11 protein-coding genes and 1 pseudogene are annotated in these 16521 nt (G+C 70.7%); 5 read left to right on the top strand and 7 right to left on the bottom strand.

From position 1 onward, the window contains the following. Positions 1 to 39: 39 nt before the first annotated feature. On the bottom strand, positions 40 to 4581 hold the full coding sequence (gene gltB / locus AB0M56_RS23075) for a glutamate synthase large subunit (protein WP_364179408.1): 4542 nt from the start codon (positions 4579 to 4581) through the stop codon (positions 40 to 42). A gap of 372 nt (positions 4582 to 4953) precedes the next feature. Here gltB and AB0M56_RS23080 point away from each other — a divergent pair, with 372 nt between their 5' ends. The 4 genes from AB0M56_RS23080 to AB0M56_RS23095 all read left to right on the top strand — a co-directional run bounded on the left by AB0M56_RS23080 (position 4954) and on the right by AB0M56_RS23095 (position 8456). Next, a complete protein-coding gene (locus AB0M56_RS23080; protein WP_364179410.1) occupies positions 4954 to 5739 on the top strand; it encodes an SDR family oxidoreductase in 786 nt (261 codons plus the stop codon). Between the two features lie 163 nt (positions 5740 to 5902). Continuing rightward, the gene (locus AB0M56_RS23085) at positions 5903 to 6202 is read left to right on the top strand and encodes a hypothetical protein (protein WP_364179412.1); all 300 of its coding nucleotides are present in this window, start codon (positions 5903 to 5905) and stop codon (positions 6200 to 6202) included. Positions 6203 to 6243: 41 nt separating this feature from the next. After that, positions 6244 to 7608, top strand: coding sequence for a hypothetical protein (locus AB0M56_RS23090; RefSeq protein ID WP_364179413.1), 1365 nt, complete (start codon positions 6244 to 6246; stop codon positions 7606 to 7608). A gap of 14 nt (positions 7609 to 7622) precedes the next feature. Next, a complete protein-coding gene (locus tag AB0M56_RS23095; protein ID WP_364179415.1) occupies positions 7623 to 8456 on the top strand; it encodes a hypothetical protein in 834 nt (277 codons plus the stop codon). A 70-nt stretch (positions 8457 to 8526) separates the two neighbouring features. Here the strand turns inward: AB0M56_RS23095 and lgt are convergent, their stop codons facing one another. The 4 genes from lgt to AB0M56_RS23115 all read right to left on the bottom strand — a co-directional run bounded on the left by lgt (position 8527) and on the right by AB0M56_RS23115 (position 13448). After that, positions 8527 to 9609, bottom strand: coding sequence for a prolipoprotein diacylglyceryl transferase (lgt, locus tag AB0M56_RS23100; RefSeq protein ID WP_364179417.1), 1083 nt, complete (start codon positions 9607 to 9609; stop codon positions 8527 to 8529). Positions 9610 to 9700: 91 nt separating this feature from the next. Further along, positions 9701 to 10876: an amidohydrolase gene (locus tag AB0M56_RS23105; RefSeq protein WP_364179419.1), complete on the bottom strand. Its 1176-nt coding sequence runs from the start codon at positions 10874 to 10876 to the stop codon at positions 9701 to 9703. After that, complete coding sequence (locus AB0M56_RS23110; protein ID WP_364179421.1) at positions 10873 to 12012, bottom strand: amidohydrolase family protein; 1140 nt, start codon at positions 12010 to 12012, stop codon at positions 10873 to 10875. Before AB0M56_RS23110 ends, AB0M56_RS23105 begins: the two co-directional genes overlap by 4 nt. After that, on the bottom strand, positions 12009 to 13448 hold the full coding sequence (locus AB0M56_RS23115) for an APC family permease (protein ID WP_364179423.1): 1440 nt from the start codon (positions 13446 to 13448) through the stop codon (positions 12009 to 12011). Before AB0M56_RS23115 ends, AB0M56_RS23110 begins: the two co-directional genes overlap by 4 nt. Positions 13449 to 13537: 89 nt before the next feature. Between AB0M56_RS23115 and AB0M56_RS23120 the strand changes: the two genes are divergently transcribed. Continuing rightward, positions 13538 to 14902, top strand: coding sequence for a glutamine synthetase family protein (locus AB0M56_RS23120; RefSeq protein WP_364179425.1), 1365 nt, complete (start codon positions 13538 to 13540; stop codon positions 14900 to 14902). 2 nt (positions 14903 to 14904) lie between these two features. Here the strand turns inward: AB0M56_RS23120 and AB0M56_RS23125 are convergent, their stop codons facing one another. Then, the gene (locus AB0M56_RS23125; protein WP_364179427.1) at positions 14905 to 15573 is read right to left on the bottom strand and encodes a peptidoglycan recognition family protein; all 669 of its coding nucleotides are present in this window, start codon (positions 15571 to 15573) and stop codon (positions 14905 to 14907) included. Positions 15574 to 15659: 86 nt separating this feature from the next. Next, positions 15660 to 16458 (bottom strand): annotated as a pseudogene (locus AB0M56_RS23130) (MarR family transcriptional regulator). Positions 16459 to 16521 lie beyond the last annotated feature (63 nt).

Genomic DNA, 16521 nt, shown 5'->3' on the forward strand with positions numbered 1-16521 from the left:
CCCGCACCCAGTCGGCCGTCGTGGCCAGTTGCACGATGATCAGCCACGAGCGGCCTCCATGATCGCTTCGTCGACGTCGCGGCCGTCAGCGCGAGCTGCCTTCGCCGCGTCGAGGACCCGCTGGTAGTCGCGCGGCATCACCTTGGTGAAGGCCGCCGAACGCCGCGTCCAGTCGCCGAGGAGCGACGCGGCCACCGCCGAGCGCGTCAGGTCGTGGTGCTGCTGCACGATCTGCTTGAGCCACGCCAGGTCCTCGGAACCCGGCACGGACAGATCCACCATGTCACCGTTGACCTTGGCGCGGTCGAGGTCGAGCACATACGCGGTGCCGCCGGACATGCCGGCCGCGAGGTTGCGGCCCGTCGGGCCGAGCACCACGGCCCGGCCGCCGGTCATGTACTCGAAGGCGTGGTCGCCGACGCCCTCGGCGACGACCGTGGCGCCGGAGTTGCGCACGCAGAAGCGTTCGCCCACCTGGCCCCGCAGGAACATCTCGCCCGCCGTGGCGCCGTACGCGAGCGTGTTGCCCGCGATCGTCTGGCGCTCGGCGGCGAAGACGGCGTCCGGGTCGGGCCGCACGATGATGCGGCCGCCGGAGAGACCCTTGCCGACGTAGTCGTTGGCGTCGCCGACCATGTCGAGTGTGATGCCGCGCGGGAGGAACGCGCCCAGCGACTGCCCGGCCGAACCGGTGAGCAGCACGTGGATCGTGTCCTCGGGCAGGCCTTCACCGCCGTAGCGGCGGGTGATCTCCGACCCGAGCAGCGTGCCGACGGTGCGGTTCACGTTGCGCACCGGCAGCTCGAGGCGCACCGGGTGCGCGTCTTCCAGCGCCGCCTCGGCGAGCTGGATGAGCGTGCGGTCCAGGGCGTGCTCCAGGCCGTGGTCCTGCGCTCGTACGCGCCGCTTCGCCCCGCCGTACGGCGTCTCGGTCGGGACCTCGAAGATCGGCTTCAGGTCGAGCCCGGCCGCCTTCCAGTGCGCCTGCGCCTCGGCCGTGTCGAGCACCTCGGCGTGCCCGATGGCCTCGTCGAGCGTGCGGAAACCCAGCTGCGCCAGCGTTTCCCGGACCTCCTCGGCCACGAACTCGAAGAACTTCACGACGTGCTCGACCTGGCCGGTGTACCGCTTGCGCAGCTCGGGGCTCTGCGTCGCGACGCCGACCGGGCAGGTGTCGAGGTGGCACACGCGCATCATCACGCAGCCCGCGACGACGAGGGGGGCCGTCGCGAATCCGTACTCCTCGGCGCCGAGCAGCGCCGCGATCACCACGTCGCGCCCGGTCTTCATGGCGCCGTCGACCTGCACGGTGATGCGGTCGCGCAAACCGTTGAGCAGCAACGTCTGCTGGGTCTCGGCGAGGCCGATCTCCCACGGCGTGCCGGCGTGCTTGAGCGAGTTCATCGGCGAGGCGCCGGTGCCGCCGTCGTGCCCGGAGATGAGCACCACGTCGGCGTGGGCCTTGGAAACGCCGGCCGCGACCGTGCCGACCCCGAGCGAGGACACCAGCTTCACGTGGACGCGGGCCTGCTCGTTGGCGTTCTTGAGGTCGTGGATCAGCTGTGCCAGGTCCTCGATGGAGTAGATGTCGTGGTGCGGCGGCGGCGAGATCAGCCCGACGCCGGGCGTCGAGTGCCGCGTGCGCGCGATCCACGGGTACACCTTGTTCGGTGGCAGCTGGCCGCCTTCGCCGGGCTTCGCACCCTGCGCCATCTTGATCTGGATGTCGCTGGAGTTGACCAGGTACTCGCTCGTGACGCCGAAGCGGCCGCTCGCGACCTGCTTGATCGCGCTGCGGCGCTCGGAGTCGTAGAGGCGCTCCGGGTCCTCGCCGCCTTCACCGGTGTTGGAGCGGCCGCCGATGCGGTTCATGGCGATGGCGAGCGTCTCGTGGGCCTCGGCCGAGATCGAGCCGTAGGACATGGCGCCGGTGTTGAAGCGCTTGAGGATCGCCTCGGCGGGCTCCACCTCGTCGAGCGGCACGGGCTCGCGCGCGCTGTCGCGGAATTTGAACAGCCCGCGCAGCGCGCCGCCCTCGCGATAGAGCCGGTGCACCTCTTCGGTGTATTTGCGGTAGACCTCTTCACGCCCGGTCTTCGACGCGTGCTGCAGCAGGAACACCGTCTCCGGCGTGAACAGGTGCAGCTCGCCCTCCCGGCGGTAGGCGTACTCGCCGCCGGTGTCGAGTCCACGGTGGACGCGGTCGGTCGGGTTGTCCGGGTAGGCGCGGCGGTGGCGCACCGCGACCTCCTCGGCCAGCACGTCCAGCCCCACGCCGCCGAGCTTCGACGACGTGCCGGTGAAGTACTCGTCGAGCAGGTCCTGGCTCAGGCCGAGCGATTCGAACACCTGCGCCGCCGTGTATGCGCCGACGGTGGAGATGCCCATCTTCGACATGATCTTCAGGACGCCCTTCACGAGCGCCTGCACGTAGTTGCGGATCGCCTTGCCCGGCTCGATCCCCGTGACCGCGCCCTGGGCGATCATGTCCTCGATCGTCTCGAACGCGAGGTACGGGTTCACCGCGGCGGCACCGTAGCCCAGCAGCACGGCGATGTGGTGCACCTCGCGCGCGTCGCCCGTCTCCACGACGAGCGCGACGCGCAGGCGTTCCTTGGTACGCACCAGGTGGTGGTGCACGGCGGAGACCAGCAGCAGCGACGGGATCGGCGCCATCCGGTGGTCGGAGTCGCGGTCGGACAGCACGAGCGTGCGCGCCCCGGCGGCGATCGCCTCCGACGCCTCACGGCGTACTCGCTCGATCGCGGCGGCCAGCGCCTCGGCGCCGCCGTCCACTTCATACAGTCCGGAAAGGACACTGCAAGCGAAGCCCGGCAGGTCGCCGTCGTCGTTGATGTGGATGAGCTTGGCGAGCTCGTCGTTGTCGATGACGGGGTACGGCAGGTTCAGGTGCCGGCACGACGCGGGGCCGGGCGCGAGCAGGTTGCGCTCCGGGCCCATGATGCGCGCCATCGAGGTCACGAGCTCTTCGCGGATCGCGTCGAGCGGTGGGTTGGTGACCTGCGCGAAGTTTTGCTTGAAATACTCGTACAGCAGCCGCGAACGCTTCGACAGCACGGCGACCGGGGTGTCGGTGCCCATCGAACCGAGCGGCTCGGCACCCTTGGCGGCCATCGGCGCCAGCAGGATCTTGAGCTCTTCATCGGTGTAGCCGAAGGCGAGCTGGCGGCGCAGCACGGAGTCGTGGCTCTGCACCACGTGGTCGCGGTCGGGCAGCTCGGCCAGCTTCAGCAGCCCGGCGTGCAGCCAGCCCTCGTACGGTTGTTCCGCGGCCAGCGCCGACTTCACCTCGTCGTCGGAGACGATCCGGCCGGCCTCGGTGTCCACTAGGAACATCCGGCCCGGCTTGAGTCGGCCCTTCGCCACGACGTCGCCGGGGGCCACGTCGAGCACGCCGGCCTCGCTGGCGAGAACCACGCGGCCGTCGACCGTCTGCCACCAGCGCGCCGGCCGCAGGCCGTTGCGGTCGAGGACCGCGCCTACGAGTGTGCCGTCGGTGAACGTGACACAGGCCGGGCCGTCCCACGGCTCGATCAGGCTCGCGTGGAACTGGTAGAACGCGCGCCGTGCCGGATCCATCGTCGCGTGGTTTTCCCACGCCTCCGGGATCATCATCAGCACCGCGTGCGGCAGCGACCGGCCGCCGAGGTGCAGCAGCTCCAGCACCTCGTCGAACGAGGCCGAGTCCGACGCTTCGGGCGAGCAGATCGGGTACAGCCGCGTGAGGTCGCCCGGGATCAGGTCGGATTCCAGCAGCGCCTCGCGGGCGCGCATGCGGTTGCGGTTGCCGCGCACGGTGTTGATCTCGCCGTTGTGCGCCACGAACCGGAACGGGTGCGCGAGCGGCCACGACGGGAACGTGTTGGTGGAGAACCGCGAGTGCACCAGGGCGATCGCGCTCTCGAGCCGCTCGTCGGTGAGGTCGGTGAAGAACGCGGGCAGCTGCGCGGTGGTGAGCATGCCTTTGTAGACGATCGTGCGCGCCGACAGCGACGGGAAGTACGTGCCGCAGTCCGAGGCCGCGCTCTCGTGCTCCACGCGCTTGCGCAGGCAGAAGGCCAGCCGTTCGAGCTCCAGCCCGGCTTCCCCGCCCGGCGACGCGACGAACAGCATGGCGAAGTGCGGCATCACCGAACGCGCCGTGGGACCGATTCCGGCCCGGTCCACGTCGACGGGGACCTCGCGCCAGCCGAGGACGTCGAGGCCCTCCTCGGCGGCGATGCGTTCGGCCAGCCCGACGGCCTTGCGGCGCTGCTCGGCGTCGCCGGGCAGGAAGGCGATTCCGGCCGCGTAGGCACCCGCTCGAGGCAGGGCGAAGCCGGCTTCGGCGCGCAGCAGCTCGTCGGGCAGCTGCAGCAGGATGCCCGCGCCGTCACCACTCGTGGGTTCGGCGCCCGCGGCGCCGCGGTGCTCGAGGTTCGCCAGCGCGGTCAGCCCGTCGGCGACGATGCCGTGGGAGCGGCGCCCTTTGATGTCGGCCACCATGGCCACACCGCAGGAGTCCAGTTCGGTCGCCGGGTCGTAGAGACCCTGCTTGCCGGGAATGGCGGAGAAGATCATGGAAAAGGGACCTCCTTCGTCGTCTACGTGCGAGGCCGGCGGACCGGCCGTGGGAAGCGCACGGGACGACGATGGCCCGCTTGTTAGCGCGACTTTAACACCTGGGAAACACCGGAGCAGCACCTCAGAGCACCCCGGACGGCGGTGAACGGTAACGATCTGGCTGCGTGGAACGACGTAGTTCCTGATGACACCCAGGTCGTTCGCTTAGCTAACTATCGGATCTGGGCGGTTGCCGTCAAGTGTAACCGGGCTTTTACGCATCCGGCCTGACACAGCCGTTTCCGGCCGTTTTCCTGGGGTCTTGCCGAGCCGGCGGGCCACTCGTGTGACCGATGCCGCTCGCCGGTGAAACGTGTTAGCGTCCGCCGCATGATCCTCGATCGGTTCCGCGTCACGGACCGGGTCGCGGTGGTCACCGGTGCCGGTCGAGGCATCGGCGCGGCCACCGCCGTGGCACTCGCCGAGGCGGGCGCCGACGTGGTCATCGCCTCGCGCACCGAGTCACAGCTGAACGAGGTGGCCGCCCTCATGACCGCGGCCGGGCGCCGCGCGCACGTGGTGGCCGCCGACCTGTCGGACCCGGCGGCAGCCGGAGCGCTGGCTTCGGAAGCCCTGGACGCTTTCGGACGGCTTGACATCGTCGTCAACAACGTCGGCGGCACGTACCCGAGGCCGTTCACCGAGTCGACGACGGACTTCCTCGAAGAAGCGTTCCGGTTCAACGTCGCGACCGCCCACGCGCTGACCGTGGCCGCGACCCCGGCACTGCTCGAAAGCGGCGGCGCGGTGGTCAACATCTCGTCGATCATGGGCCGCGTGCAGGGCCGCGGCTTTCTCGCCTACGGCACGGCGAAGGCCGCGCTGTCGCACTACACGCGGCTGGCCGCCGTGGACCTCGCACCGAAGGTGCGCGTGAACGCCATCTGCGTCGGTTCAGTGCTCACGTCGGCGCTGGAATTGGTGGCGGGCAACGAAGAGATCCGCGTGAAGATGGAGAATGCGACCCCGTTGCAGCGCATCGGTTCCGCCGACGACGTGGCTTCGGCGGTGCTGTACCTGGCTTCGCCGGCCGGCGCATACGTGACGGGCAAGGTGCTCGAAGTGGACGGTGGGCTCCAGGCGCCGAACCTCGAGCTCGGACTACCGGACCTCTGATCGTCCTTTGTGGACTCTTGTCTGATTTGTCGGGTTTCGAATTCCCAACCGGTGGATTTCCCGAAACACCCCACGCTGGGTGATCACTTCCTGCCATAGTGTTCGTCGACCGACGATCACGGGGAGGGAATCGGTGTCGGACTTCGACGTACACACTGACGTCATGCGCGAGTACGCGGACGTCGTCGACGGGCTGCACGCCCAGGTCGGCAAGATCAAGGACTACATGCGCACCACCGCGTGCGACAAGTCGGGCTTCACCGGCCTGTTCGCGTTGCTGCAGCCCGTGGTGGACCTGGTGGGCAACCTCTACGGCAGCACCCTCGACTTCGGCGACAACCGGCTCACCTCGCTGAGCCAGGGCGTCCGCTCCGCCGCCGACTCCTACGACCACCACGACGGCCAGGTCGCCGCGGTCCTCAAGGAGTTCGGCATCGCGATCGACGAGGTCGGCGCGAAATGACCACCCACCACTGACTCCGACCACCACCGAGGGGGAACGACATGGCCAGGCACAGCCACCCGGGCGGGTCCGGCGGAACGACGCACCACACGCCGACGCACCCTGCCACGCCCCAGCAAGGGCACCCGAACACACCGCCGCAGCATCCGAACACGCCGCCGAACCGGCCGGGTTCGCCGCCGCAGCAGCACACCCCCGGCACCCCGGCGCCTGGCGTGCCGTCACAGGGGCACCCGCCGAACGACCCGCGCAACCCGAACCGGCCCGGTCAGGACGAGGGCGACGAGCGCAAGCGCCCCGGGCAGGGCGAGGACGAGGACGGCAAGAACAAGGGCGACGAGGACAAGGACGAGAAAAAGAAGAAGGACGACGAGGACGATTCCGACAAGCCCGAGGACGACGACTCGGACGATGACGACGACTCCGATGACTCCGACGACGGGGGCGATTCGCCGTCGTCGTCCGGCGGGGATCCCGGCGCCGCGCCGACGACGTCGCCGAGCGGGTTCGACGAGGGCAGCTCGATCAGCGAACAGCTCCAGCCGCCCGAGGACACGTCCGGCGAGGACATCCAGGACCTCGTCAAGGAAGCCGGCGTGGAGGTCATGGCGGTCGAGTGGATCTTCCAGCAGATCACCGGCCAGACGCTCACGCAGATGTTCATCGAGCCGATCACGGGTGACTTCTCGAAGATCTCCGCCGACGCCGAGGCGTGGCGCAACATCGCCGAGGCGATGAAGGCGTTCTCGACCGTGATGGTGGGCAACGAGAAGATCCTCGGCGACAGCTGGTCGGGCCCGGCGTCGCTGGCGCACAAGGCGTACGTGGACCTCGGGTGGCGCGCGGGGCTGGCCGCGGAGGCCGGGATCGCGGAGCTGATCGCCAAGGGGTTCGAGCTGCTGTCGGACACGTCGCAGAAGCTGGCGGCCAAGGCGCTCGACCTGTTGAAGAGCCTGATCGACCGGCTGCTGGTGATGGCGGCCGAGGCGTGTGTGCCGATCGCGGGGTGGATCGCCGACGCGATCACCGGGCTGTCGGAGATCCTGCCGCTCATCAACGCGTTGATCTCGATCATCGACATGATCAAGGACATCGTGCAGAAGGTCGGCGACCTGTGGAACTCGGTGAAGGACATCGGGTCGCAGCTGGCGAAGATCAAGGACGTCGGCAGCGTCTCCGACGTGATCGACATCGGCAAGGGCATCGCGGGCGACGTCGGCGACATCAAGGACAACGCCTCCGGCATCGCCGGCGACGTGGGCGACATCAAGGACTCCGTGAAGGACGGCGTCGAGGAGTCCCGCGGCAACCACGAGGACAACAAGGACTACTGGGACAGCCGCAAGAGCAGCCGGACCCCGGCGCACTCCGGCAGCGGCCGGATCAGCGGCCGCATCGACGACTGAGAGGACCCGCCGTCATGTCACGGCCCACCCCCGCGCAGGACGCGTGGAAGACGCCGGAGATCCGCGAGGCGGAATCGGCGCTCGACAGCACCGTGAGCAAGTCGCGGCAGCTGCTGAAGGACCTCGAGAAGATCCGCCTGAAGCCGCTGCCGCAGACCGACACCCCCGAACGCGTCGAGGCGCTCAAGACCGCCGCCTCGAAGCCCAACGCCCCGGCCGCGCTGCGCCTGGTCAAGCGCAAGGTCGACGCCGGCGAGCTGACGTGGAAGGACGTCGCGTCCGGGAAGGCCTTCGCCGACCCCGAGGTGCGCGCCCTGGCCGACGCCAAGCTCGGCGACGCGAAGGACATGTACGAGGAGATGCAGGAGGGCCTTTCTCCCGAGGAGGTGCTCGAAGCGCGCACGGGCTCGCGCGACTTCCTCGCCGACTCGAACCGCTCGACCTACCCGGCCGCCGCGGAGGAGCCGAAGGGCTTCTCGACGGACAACCCGCTGGCGAGCAGCGCTTCACCGTCGAGCCCGGCTCCGCCGCCGCCCGGCCGCCACAGCGCTCCCCCGCCGGACGACGACTTCGCCGACCCGCTGGCCGACCGCAAGCCGCCGGCACCGCCCGCGCCTCCGGCTCCGCATTCGCCGCCTTCGCCCGCGCCGGACCAGGGCCGGCACGCCGCACCCCGGCACGAGGACCCGCGCCACCGCTTCACCACCCCGGACGACGACGAGTTCACCAACCCCCTCGCCGACCGCCGCACCCCGAAGCGCCAGGACCCGCCCTCCCCGCGCCGCCCCCGCGGCGAAGACCGCTCCACCGGAGACGACGACTACTTCGGCGGCTCCCCGCTCGGCTGACCCCGCAACTCACGAGGTCCCCGGCTCGACTTCGAGCCGGGGACCTCGTGCGTGGTGAAAAACCGGGGGGTCAGGACTTCTCGGGCTTGTCCGAATCCGAGCCGGAGGACGCGGACCCGGCGTCGACCGTGATTTCGTCGCGGCTGTCCGTGTCGGCTTCGGACGGTGAGGCGGCGGTGTCCGAAGCAGACTCCGACGAGGAAGACTCGCCCACTTCCGTAGCGTCCGAAGCTGCCGAAGGCTCCGCAACCGCGTCACGTTCGTCCCCGCGGCTGCGCAGCGTCTCGGGGAGCTCGCGCGGCCCCTTCTTCTTCGCCACGATCATGAAGGCCACCGCGCCCAGGAACACGAGGATCGCGACCCAGACGTTCACGCGCAGGCCGAGGATGTGGTTGGCCGTGTCGGTGCGCATGAGTTCGATCCAGCAGCGGCCGAGTGTGTAGCCGGCCACGTACAGGGCGAATGCGCGGCCGTGGCCGAGCTTGAAGCGGCGGTCGGCCCAGACCACGACGAGGGCGACGAGCAGGTTCCAGATCAGCTCGTACAGGAAGGTCGGGTGCACTGGGCTGTCCGGCAGCGGGATGTGGCCGGTGGCGATGCCCGTGAGGGGGTCGGGCAAGCCGGTCGCCGGGTCGGTGCGCTGGTAGATCTCCAGGCCCCACGGCAGGTCGGTGTGCGCGCCGTAGAGCTCCTGGTTGAAGTAGTTGCCGATGCGGCCGATGGCCTGCGCCGTGACGATGCCGGGGGCGAGCGCGTCGGCCAGCGCCGGCAGCGGGATGCCCTTGCGGCGGCAGGCGATCAGGGCGCCGACGCCACCGAGGGCGATGGCGCCCCAGATGCCGAGGCCGCCGTCCCAGATGGCGAAGGCGTTCCACGGGTTCTTGCCGGCCGTGAAGTACAGCTCGGGGTCGGTGATCACGTGGTAGAGGCGGCCGCCGACGAGGCCGAACGGCACGGCGAACACCGCGACATCGATCACGGTCCCCTTGGTGCCCCCGCGCGCGGCCCACCTGCGCTCTCCCCACCAGATCGCCACGATGATGCCGGCGATGATGCACAGTGCGTAGGCACGGATCGGGATGAACCCCAGGTGCCACACACCGCGGTCGGGGCTCGGGATCGTGGCCAGGAAGGCTGCCGAGGCGGAATACACGCGGTCACCGTAGCGCGTCAATGCTCCGGTGTGGTGAGGGCGCCGCCGAAGGGTTCGTGAAGGACCGGTCACGGTCCGGTCGCGACGATGACTACTCGTAGCCACCCGGCTGCAGAGCGGCGAGGTATCCGGCCATCAGGGCCCGCGCGACCTGGCCGACGGCGGCGTCCTCGGGCAGGAACACCTCGTCGTGCAGGCTGGGCGCGCCCGCGGTGTCGCCGAGGCCGACGAACAGCATCAGCCCGCGGGTGCCGGTGCCGCAGTAGTGGGCGAAGTCGTCGGCGCCGAAGGAGCGGAAGTCGACGTCGACGTCGGCGCCGCCGTCGAGCAGCCAGGTCTGGGCGGCCGCCGCCAGCGCCGGGTCGTTGACCAGCACGGGCTCGCACGGGCTGATCTGCAGGTCGGCGGTGCAGCCGTACGCACGAGCGGTGGAGTGCACGATCTCGGCCAGCACCTCCAGTGCGTGCACGCGGTCGGTCGCGCGCATGAGCCGCAGCGAGCCGAGCGCGGTCGCGGTGTTGGGGACGATGTTGGCGGCCGTGCCGGCGTGGATGCGCCCGACCGTGCAGACGGCGCCGTGCACGGGGTCGATTCGGCGGCTCGCGAGCTGCTGCAGGCTCACCACGAGCTGGCTCAGCGCGAGCACCGGGTCGCGCACGAGCTGCGGGTAACCCGCGTGGCCCCCCTGGCCGTGGAGCACGACCTCGAACTCGTCGGTCGACGCGTTCACCGGCCCGGGCGCGGCCGAGACGACGTTGTGCGCCAGCCTCGGCTGCACGTGGGCGCCGATGACGGTTTCGACGCCGAACTCCTCCAGTACCCCCGACTCGACGATGTCCAGCGCGCCCGAAGGCGCCGTCTCCTCGCGCGGCTGCAGCACCGCGACCAGCCGCCGCGGCACACCCACGCGCCGCGCCGCGCGGCAGACGGCGACCAGCGCGGCCAGGTGCACGTCGTGGCCGCATGCGTGCATCAGTCCGGAGTCCGAGGCCCACGCCACACCCGTGCGCTCGACGATCGGCAACCCGTCCAGCTCCGCTCGCAGCGCGACTGCGGGGCCGGCGTGCTCGCCGGGCAGCTCGACCAGGCGTCCCGTCTTGGCGACGCCCACGCCTTCGCCGGCGCCCAGCGCGGCGGCCGCCAGGCGCGCGGTGTCCTCCTCGTCGCCGGACGCGCGCGGGTCGGCGTGGAGCCGGTGGCGCAGCTCGACGGCATCGGGCAGCTCGTCGGCCAGGGCGGCACGCCAGCGCGCGGCCAGGTCGGTCATCGGGACTCCAGGCGGTAGATCCGGGTCGCGTTCTCGTGGCCGGCCAGGCGGACCAGGCGCTGTGCGTCCACTTCGGACAGCGCCTCGGCGGCCAAAGCGGACCGCAGGAAGTCGGAAAGTCCTTGGCGGAACAGGGTTGTGCCGAGGTGGTAGAGCTCCGCGAGGCCGAACGCGTCGGTCGAGAACAGCAGCTTGCCGAACGGCACGAGCTCCAGCGTCTCGGCCAGGATCGCCGGCGCGCGGAAGCCGGCGTTGTGCGTGATGAGACCCGTGTCCACGAAGACGTGCTCGAAGACCTGCGCGAGGTAGGCGGCGTTGCGATGGAACGGGTAGTTGTGCAGCAGCAGGATCGGCACGCCCGTCTCGCGCGTGGCCCGCAGTAATCCGGTGAGCAGCAAAGGATCGCACCGGTGCAGGTCCACGTCGGAATCGCCGTAACCCACGTGGAACTGCACGGGCAGCCCGAGGTCGATCCCGGCCCAGACGAGGTGGCGGTGCAGCACCTCGTCGGCCAGGCGCAGCCCCAACCCGGCCCCGAGGCGCGAGAGCCACCGCCCGGCCGCGTCGACCACCTCGACGGCGTCGGGCCGCTCACCTGAGAGCTCCAGCCCCACCCGGTACGCGGCGATCGACTTCACCCCGACGGCGTGCTTCGCCCGTTTTTCCAGCTCCGCCCCGAAGTCCGCGGCGAACCGGCTCGCGGTCGTGCCGGCGTGCACCACGTCCTCGGCGACCTGCTCGAGCCGCACCACGTCGTGGGCACGGGCGCCGGCGAGGCGGGCGAACTCGGTGGTGCCGGTGAGCTCGTCGGGTTGGAAACCGCCGTCGAGCAGGAAGTCGGTGGTCCCCGTGCCTCGCAGGAACCGCCGGTTGACCTCCTCGGCTCCCAGCTCCGCTCGCCGTTCGAGGTACTCGTCGGCCGGCGCGTGCTTCGGCAGGTCCAGCACCGGCGCACACCGCTCGCGCACGGCGAGCCCGATGAGCGAGTCGAACAGCGACGTCCCCAGCGGCGACACCGTGTCGGCCTCCGTGAGCATCCGCTCGAAGCCCTCGCGTTCCACCTCGCCCGTCACGACGCCGTGGCAGTGGTGGTCCACCAGCGGCGCCTCCGCGACGAAGTCCAGCACCTCGCTCATCGGCCTCCTTCGGTGACGCCCAGCCGTTCCCCCACCCTACGGGCGAAGCCGGGCGCCGCGAGGACCAAGACCACGGCCAGCACGAGCACCGCGCCCGCCGCGACGGGGAACCAGCGGGCCGGGCCTTCGGTCGGGTAGGGGACGACGTTGACGTACACCGTGTAGCCCAGCAGCGCGAGCGCGCCGAGGGGGAAGACCAAGTGCCACCACGGGACGTGCATGCGGCGGCGCACGAAGAGCAACAGGATGGCGCCGAGGGTGGTCAGCAGGTAGATGACCAACAGGATCAGCGTGCCGATGGATCCCGACCACGCGAAGGTGTCCGCCGCCGTCGCGCCGAAGAAGACGGCGCACACGACGATGATCAGCGCGGCCGCCAGGGCGACAGCCGTGACCGCGGTGACCGGCGTGCCCTTCGGGGACGTGCGGCCGATGCCGCGGCCGTCGAAGGCGTCGCGGCCCAGGGCGAAGAGCAGGCGCGAGCCGCCGACCACGCAGGCGAGGCAGCAGCCGAACGCGCTGATCGCGGCGCCCACGCTGATCACGTCGCCGGCCCACGAGCCGACGAACGTGCTGCCCAGGTCGCCGAGCAGGGAGGGCGAGTCGTGGAAGGCCTGGGCGTCGGAGCGGAACGCCATCATCTCCACGGCCGTCACGATCACGAAGAAGGCGCCGCCGAAGATGGCCGTGCCGAGGATGGCGCGCGGGATGTTGCGGCGCGGGTCGCGGGTCTCCTCGCCGAGCGTCGCGGCGGCTTCGAAGCCCGCGAAGGACAGGAAGCCGAACACGGCGCCGAGGAACACGCCGGACAGGCCGATGTCCGGCGTGAAGGTGAACACGGACATCGTGAAGTGGGCGTCGTTGGGTGCGTTGCCGGCGATCAGGCGGACCAGGATCACGGCGGTGACCAGGAGGATCACCGCGATCGTCGCGCCCTCCACGGCCAGCAGCGTCGACGTGCCGCGGCGCGCGGGCGCCACCGCGAGCAGCCAGCTGCCGACGAGCGCGACGCCCGTGAGCACGAACGGCCCCCACCACGGCGGGTTCGGCCAGATCCCCACCTGCGTGAGGAACGCCGTGCCGAGCGTGCCCGCGGCCGAGCTCGTGACCACGGCGTAGAAGGTGTAGGTGCCGAGCAGCCCGATGCCGGAGACCACGCCGGCGCGCGGGCCGAGCGTCGCGCCGACGAACGCGTAGACCGAGCCCGCGTGGTGGTAGTGCTGGCAGAGGCGGACGAAGCCGTAGGCGACCAGCAGCACGCCGGCGGCCGAGAGCAGGAAGGCCAGCGGCACGGCGCGCCCGGCGGCGGCCGCGGTCTGCTGGGGGTTGATGTTGGCGGCCATACTCGGCGCCATGAGCGCGACGGACAGGCCCACGGCCTGCCACACCGACAGGGTGCGCCGCAGCGCTGGACGGGTTTCGACGATGTCTGACACGATGCGCTCCTTCGTCCGGAGGCAGCAGGTGGTTCCACGGCCGCCGAGGACGACGGCGTGAACTACACAGTGAACATCGCGGGGGCAGGATGAGCCAGCTCGATCGGGTTGAACTTTCCAGGCGGGGTGCCGAGGAGGCGGCGCGGCTGGGCCGTTCGGAGGTCGAGCTGGTAGCGCTGACCTTCGTCGACAACTCCGGCATCTCGCGCGTCAAGGCGGTTCCGGTGAGCCGGCTCGCCGAGGTCGCGGCGTGGGGCGTGGGCGCGTCGAACTCGTTCGACTTCTTCCTGTGCACGGACACGATCACGTCCGGCGCGTACTCGCTCGGCCCCGTCGGCGACCTGCGGCTGCACCCGGACCTCGACGCGCTCACGGTGCTCGCCGCGCAGCCGGGGTGGGCGTGGGCGCCGGCCCTGCGCTACGACCAGGAAGGCCGGCCGCACCCGCAGGACTCGCGGGCGCTGGCGGCGACGGCGGTGGCGAAGCTGGCCGAACGCGGGTATTCGGCGCGGATGGCATTCGAGCTCGAGTGGGTGGTCGCCGGGCCGGGCGGGGCGCCGGTGGCGGGGCCGGCGTACGGATATTCGCGACTGGCCGCGCAGTCGGCGTACGTGCGGGATCTGGTGTCTGCTTTGGACAGTCAGCGCCTCGGGGTCGAGCAGGTGCACCCGGAATACGCGGCGGGGCAGTTCGAGGTTTCCGTGTCCGCCGACGATCCTGTGCGGGCGGCGGACGTCGCGGTGCTGGCACGGGAGACGATCCGCGCGGTGGGGTTGAACCACGGGCTGAAGACGTCGTTCACGCCGAAGTTCGCGCCCGGCGGCGTGGGCAACGGCGGACACGTGCACTGCAGCCTGTGGGAGGGCGGGCGGAACCTGTGCGCCGGCGGTGACGGGGTGTTCGGGCTCAGCGAGGTCGCCGAGTCGTTCGCCGCGGGGATTTTCGGGCGGTTGCCGGCGTTGCTGGCCGTCGGGGCGCCGTCGGTGGTGAGCTACCTGCGGCTCGAACCGCACCACTGGGCCGGGGTGTACACGGCGTGGGGCCTGGAAAACCGGGAAGCGCCGCTGCGGTTGGTGCGCGGCCCGGCGGGAAAACGGGACACGGCCGCGAATTTCGAAGTGAAATGTTTTGATCTCACGGCCAACCCGTATCTGGTCGTGGCCGCCTTGCTGTTCGCGGGAATCGCGGGGCTCGATTCCGCGACACGGCTGCCGGAGCCGGTGGAGGTGGATCCGGCGACGTTGTCGGCCGGGGACGCCGCCGCCGCGGGAGTGGTGCGCCTCCCCCGCTCGCTGGAGGCGGCCGTGGCCGCGTTCGTCGCCGACGACGTGCTGAAATCGGCCTTCGGCGCGGAACTGGCGACGACGTTGATGGACGTGCGCCGCGGCGAGATCGACGAACTGGGCGGGCTCGACGCCGAAGAGCTGTGCGAAGTGATGCGCTGGCTCCACTGAGTTCAGCCGAGCAGGCCGGCGACTTCCGCACGCAGCTGCGGCAGCTTCGCGTAGAGCTTGTCGCCCGGGCATTCGGTGTTGTAGTAGTCGCGGTGGCCCTTGATCTCCTCGACGGGGATGCCGTACTGCTCGCAGACGTAGGCGATGAAGACGGCCAGCGAATCCCACTGCGCTTGCGGCGGTTCGACCGAGGTGTACGTGCCTTCGTTCTCGATGCCGATCGCGTTGTCGTTCTGGCCCGGGCAGTGCGCGGCGCGCACGATCTGGTTGCCGTTGCGCAGCGCGTCGAGGCTGCCGTGGCGGCCTTCCATGCGGTAACCGCCGCGGGAGATCGTGAAGTGCTGGCCGGTGTCGGACCAGCCGTTGTTGTCGATGTGGTCGGCCTGGTCGTCGCGCGCGACCTGGAACGCGTGGGCCGGCGAGTAGTCCGTGCTGTTGGGACATGCGATGTGGTGCACGAGCACGCGGTTGGCCGGGTGGTCGAGCGTCGTCAACGGATCGGCGGGTGGCCGCGCACCCCATTCGGCGCAGCTGTAGATGCGAGGCTCTTGTTGTTGGCTTTGCCCGGCCGCACGGGCGAGGCCCGGCAGGATCAGGCCCGCCGCCGTCGCTGCGGTGAGGCCGGCGGCGCCACGGAGAAACGAGCGCCGGGGAAGGTGGGTCAATGTCATGCCGCGAAGGGTCGGCGGTTGGTGTACATGATCCGTACAAATGGCAGCCCGGCACAGCCCTCGCGCGCGCCGTCAGCCGCCGGTCGTCACTGCGACCCCGTGGCCGCCACCCTCGCGCTGAGGGGTTCGAGTGCGGTGATCAGCTCGTCGAGTTCCGCGGGCGAGAGGGTGTCATAGGGCGCGGCGGCGAGTTCGTCGGTGAGGGTTTCGATGCGGTGTTTGGTCTCGCGTCCGGCGTCGGTGAAGTGGCCGTCGGCGTCAACGAGGCCGCGGGAGCGCAGGCCGGACATGATCTCGGCCAGCCGTTTCTTCGGTAGGTGGTGGATGCGCCCGAACGACTCGGGCGGGTGGATGCCCAGGTCGAGCGCGGAGAGCACGTGGGCCTCCGCTCCGCCGATGCCCGCGGCGAGGAGGGCGGCGATGTGGCCGTCGCCGCGGTGTTCGCGAAGCATGGTCGCGGAGTGCCACAAGCGGGCGACGGGGTCGGTGGGCACAGGGAGGGCACGTACGCCGGCAAACATCATCCGGCCGGCGGTGGGCGCGTTCTGCGCGGCCTGGGTGGTCAGGTCGGCGGCGCGCACCAGGCCCGGGGACGCAGCCAGCTCGTCGCCGAGGATCCGCCGCAGGGACGCCGCGCTGCCGAGCGGCGACGGAGGCCTCGGGCGGGATCGTCTCCCACGCGCTCGGGATGTGCCGCTCGACCTCGCCGTCGGCGAAGTTGTAGAAGGCCGCGTGCACGACCTGCGCCGGCACGCGCCCCAGCGGTGCGGCGCGGCTGGCGAAGTAGCCGTCCCAGTAGGTGCGGTGGCCGAGTGCGGCCAGCTCCTCGTTGCACTCGTCCGACAAGAACGTGACCAGGCAGATCGGCTCCAGGAGCTCGAACATGCGACGGGCGATGCGGGCCATGGCCCGCATCCTGCCAGCGACCGCGCGCCCGCAGAGCCGAAT

The organism is Amycolatopsis sp. NPDC051372 (genome assembly GCF_040682095.1).
GTDB lineage: Bacteria > Actinomycetota > Actinomycetes > Mycobacteriales > Pseudonocardiaceae > Amycolatopsis.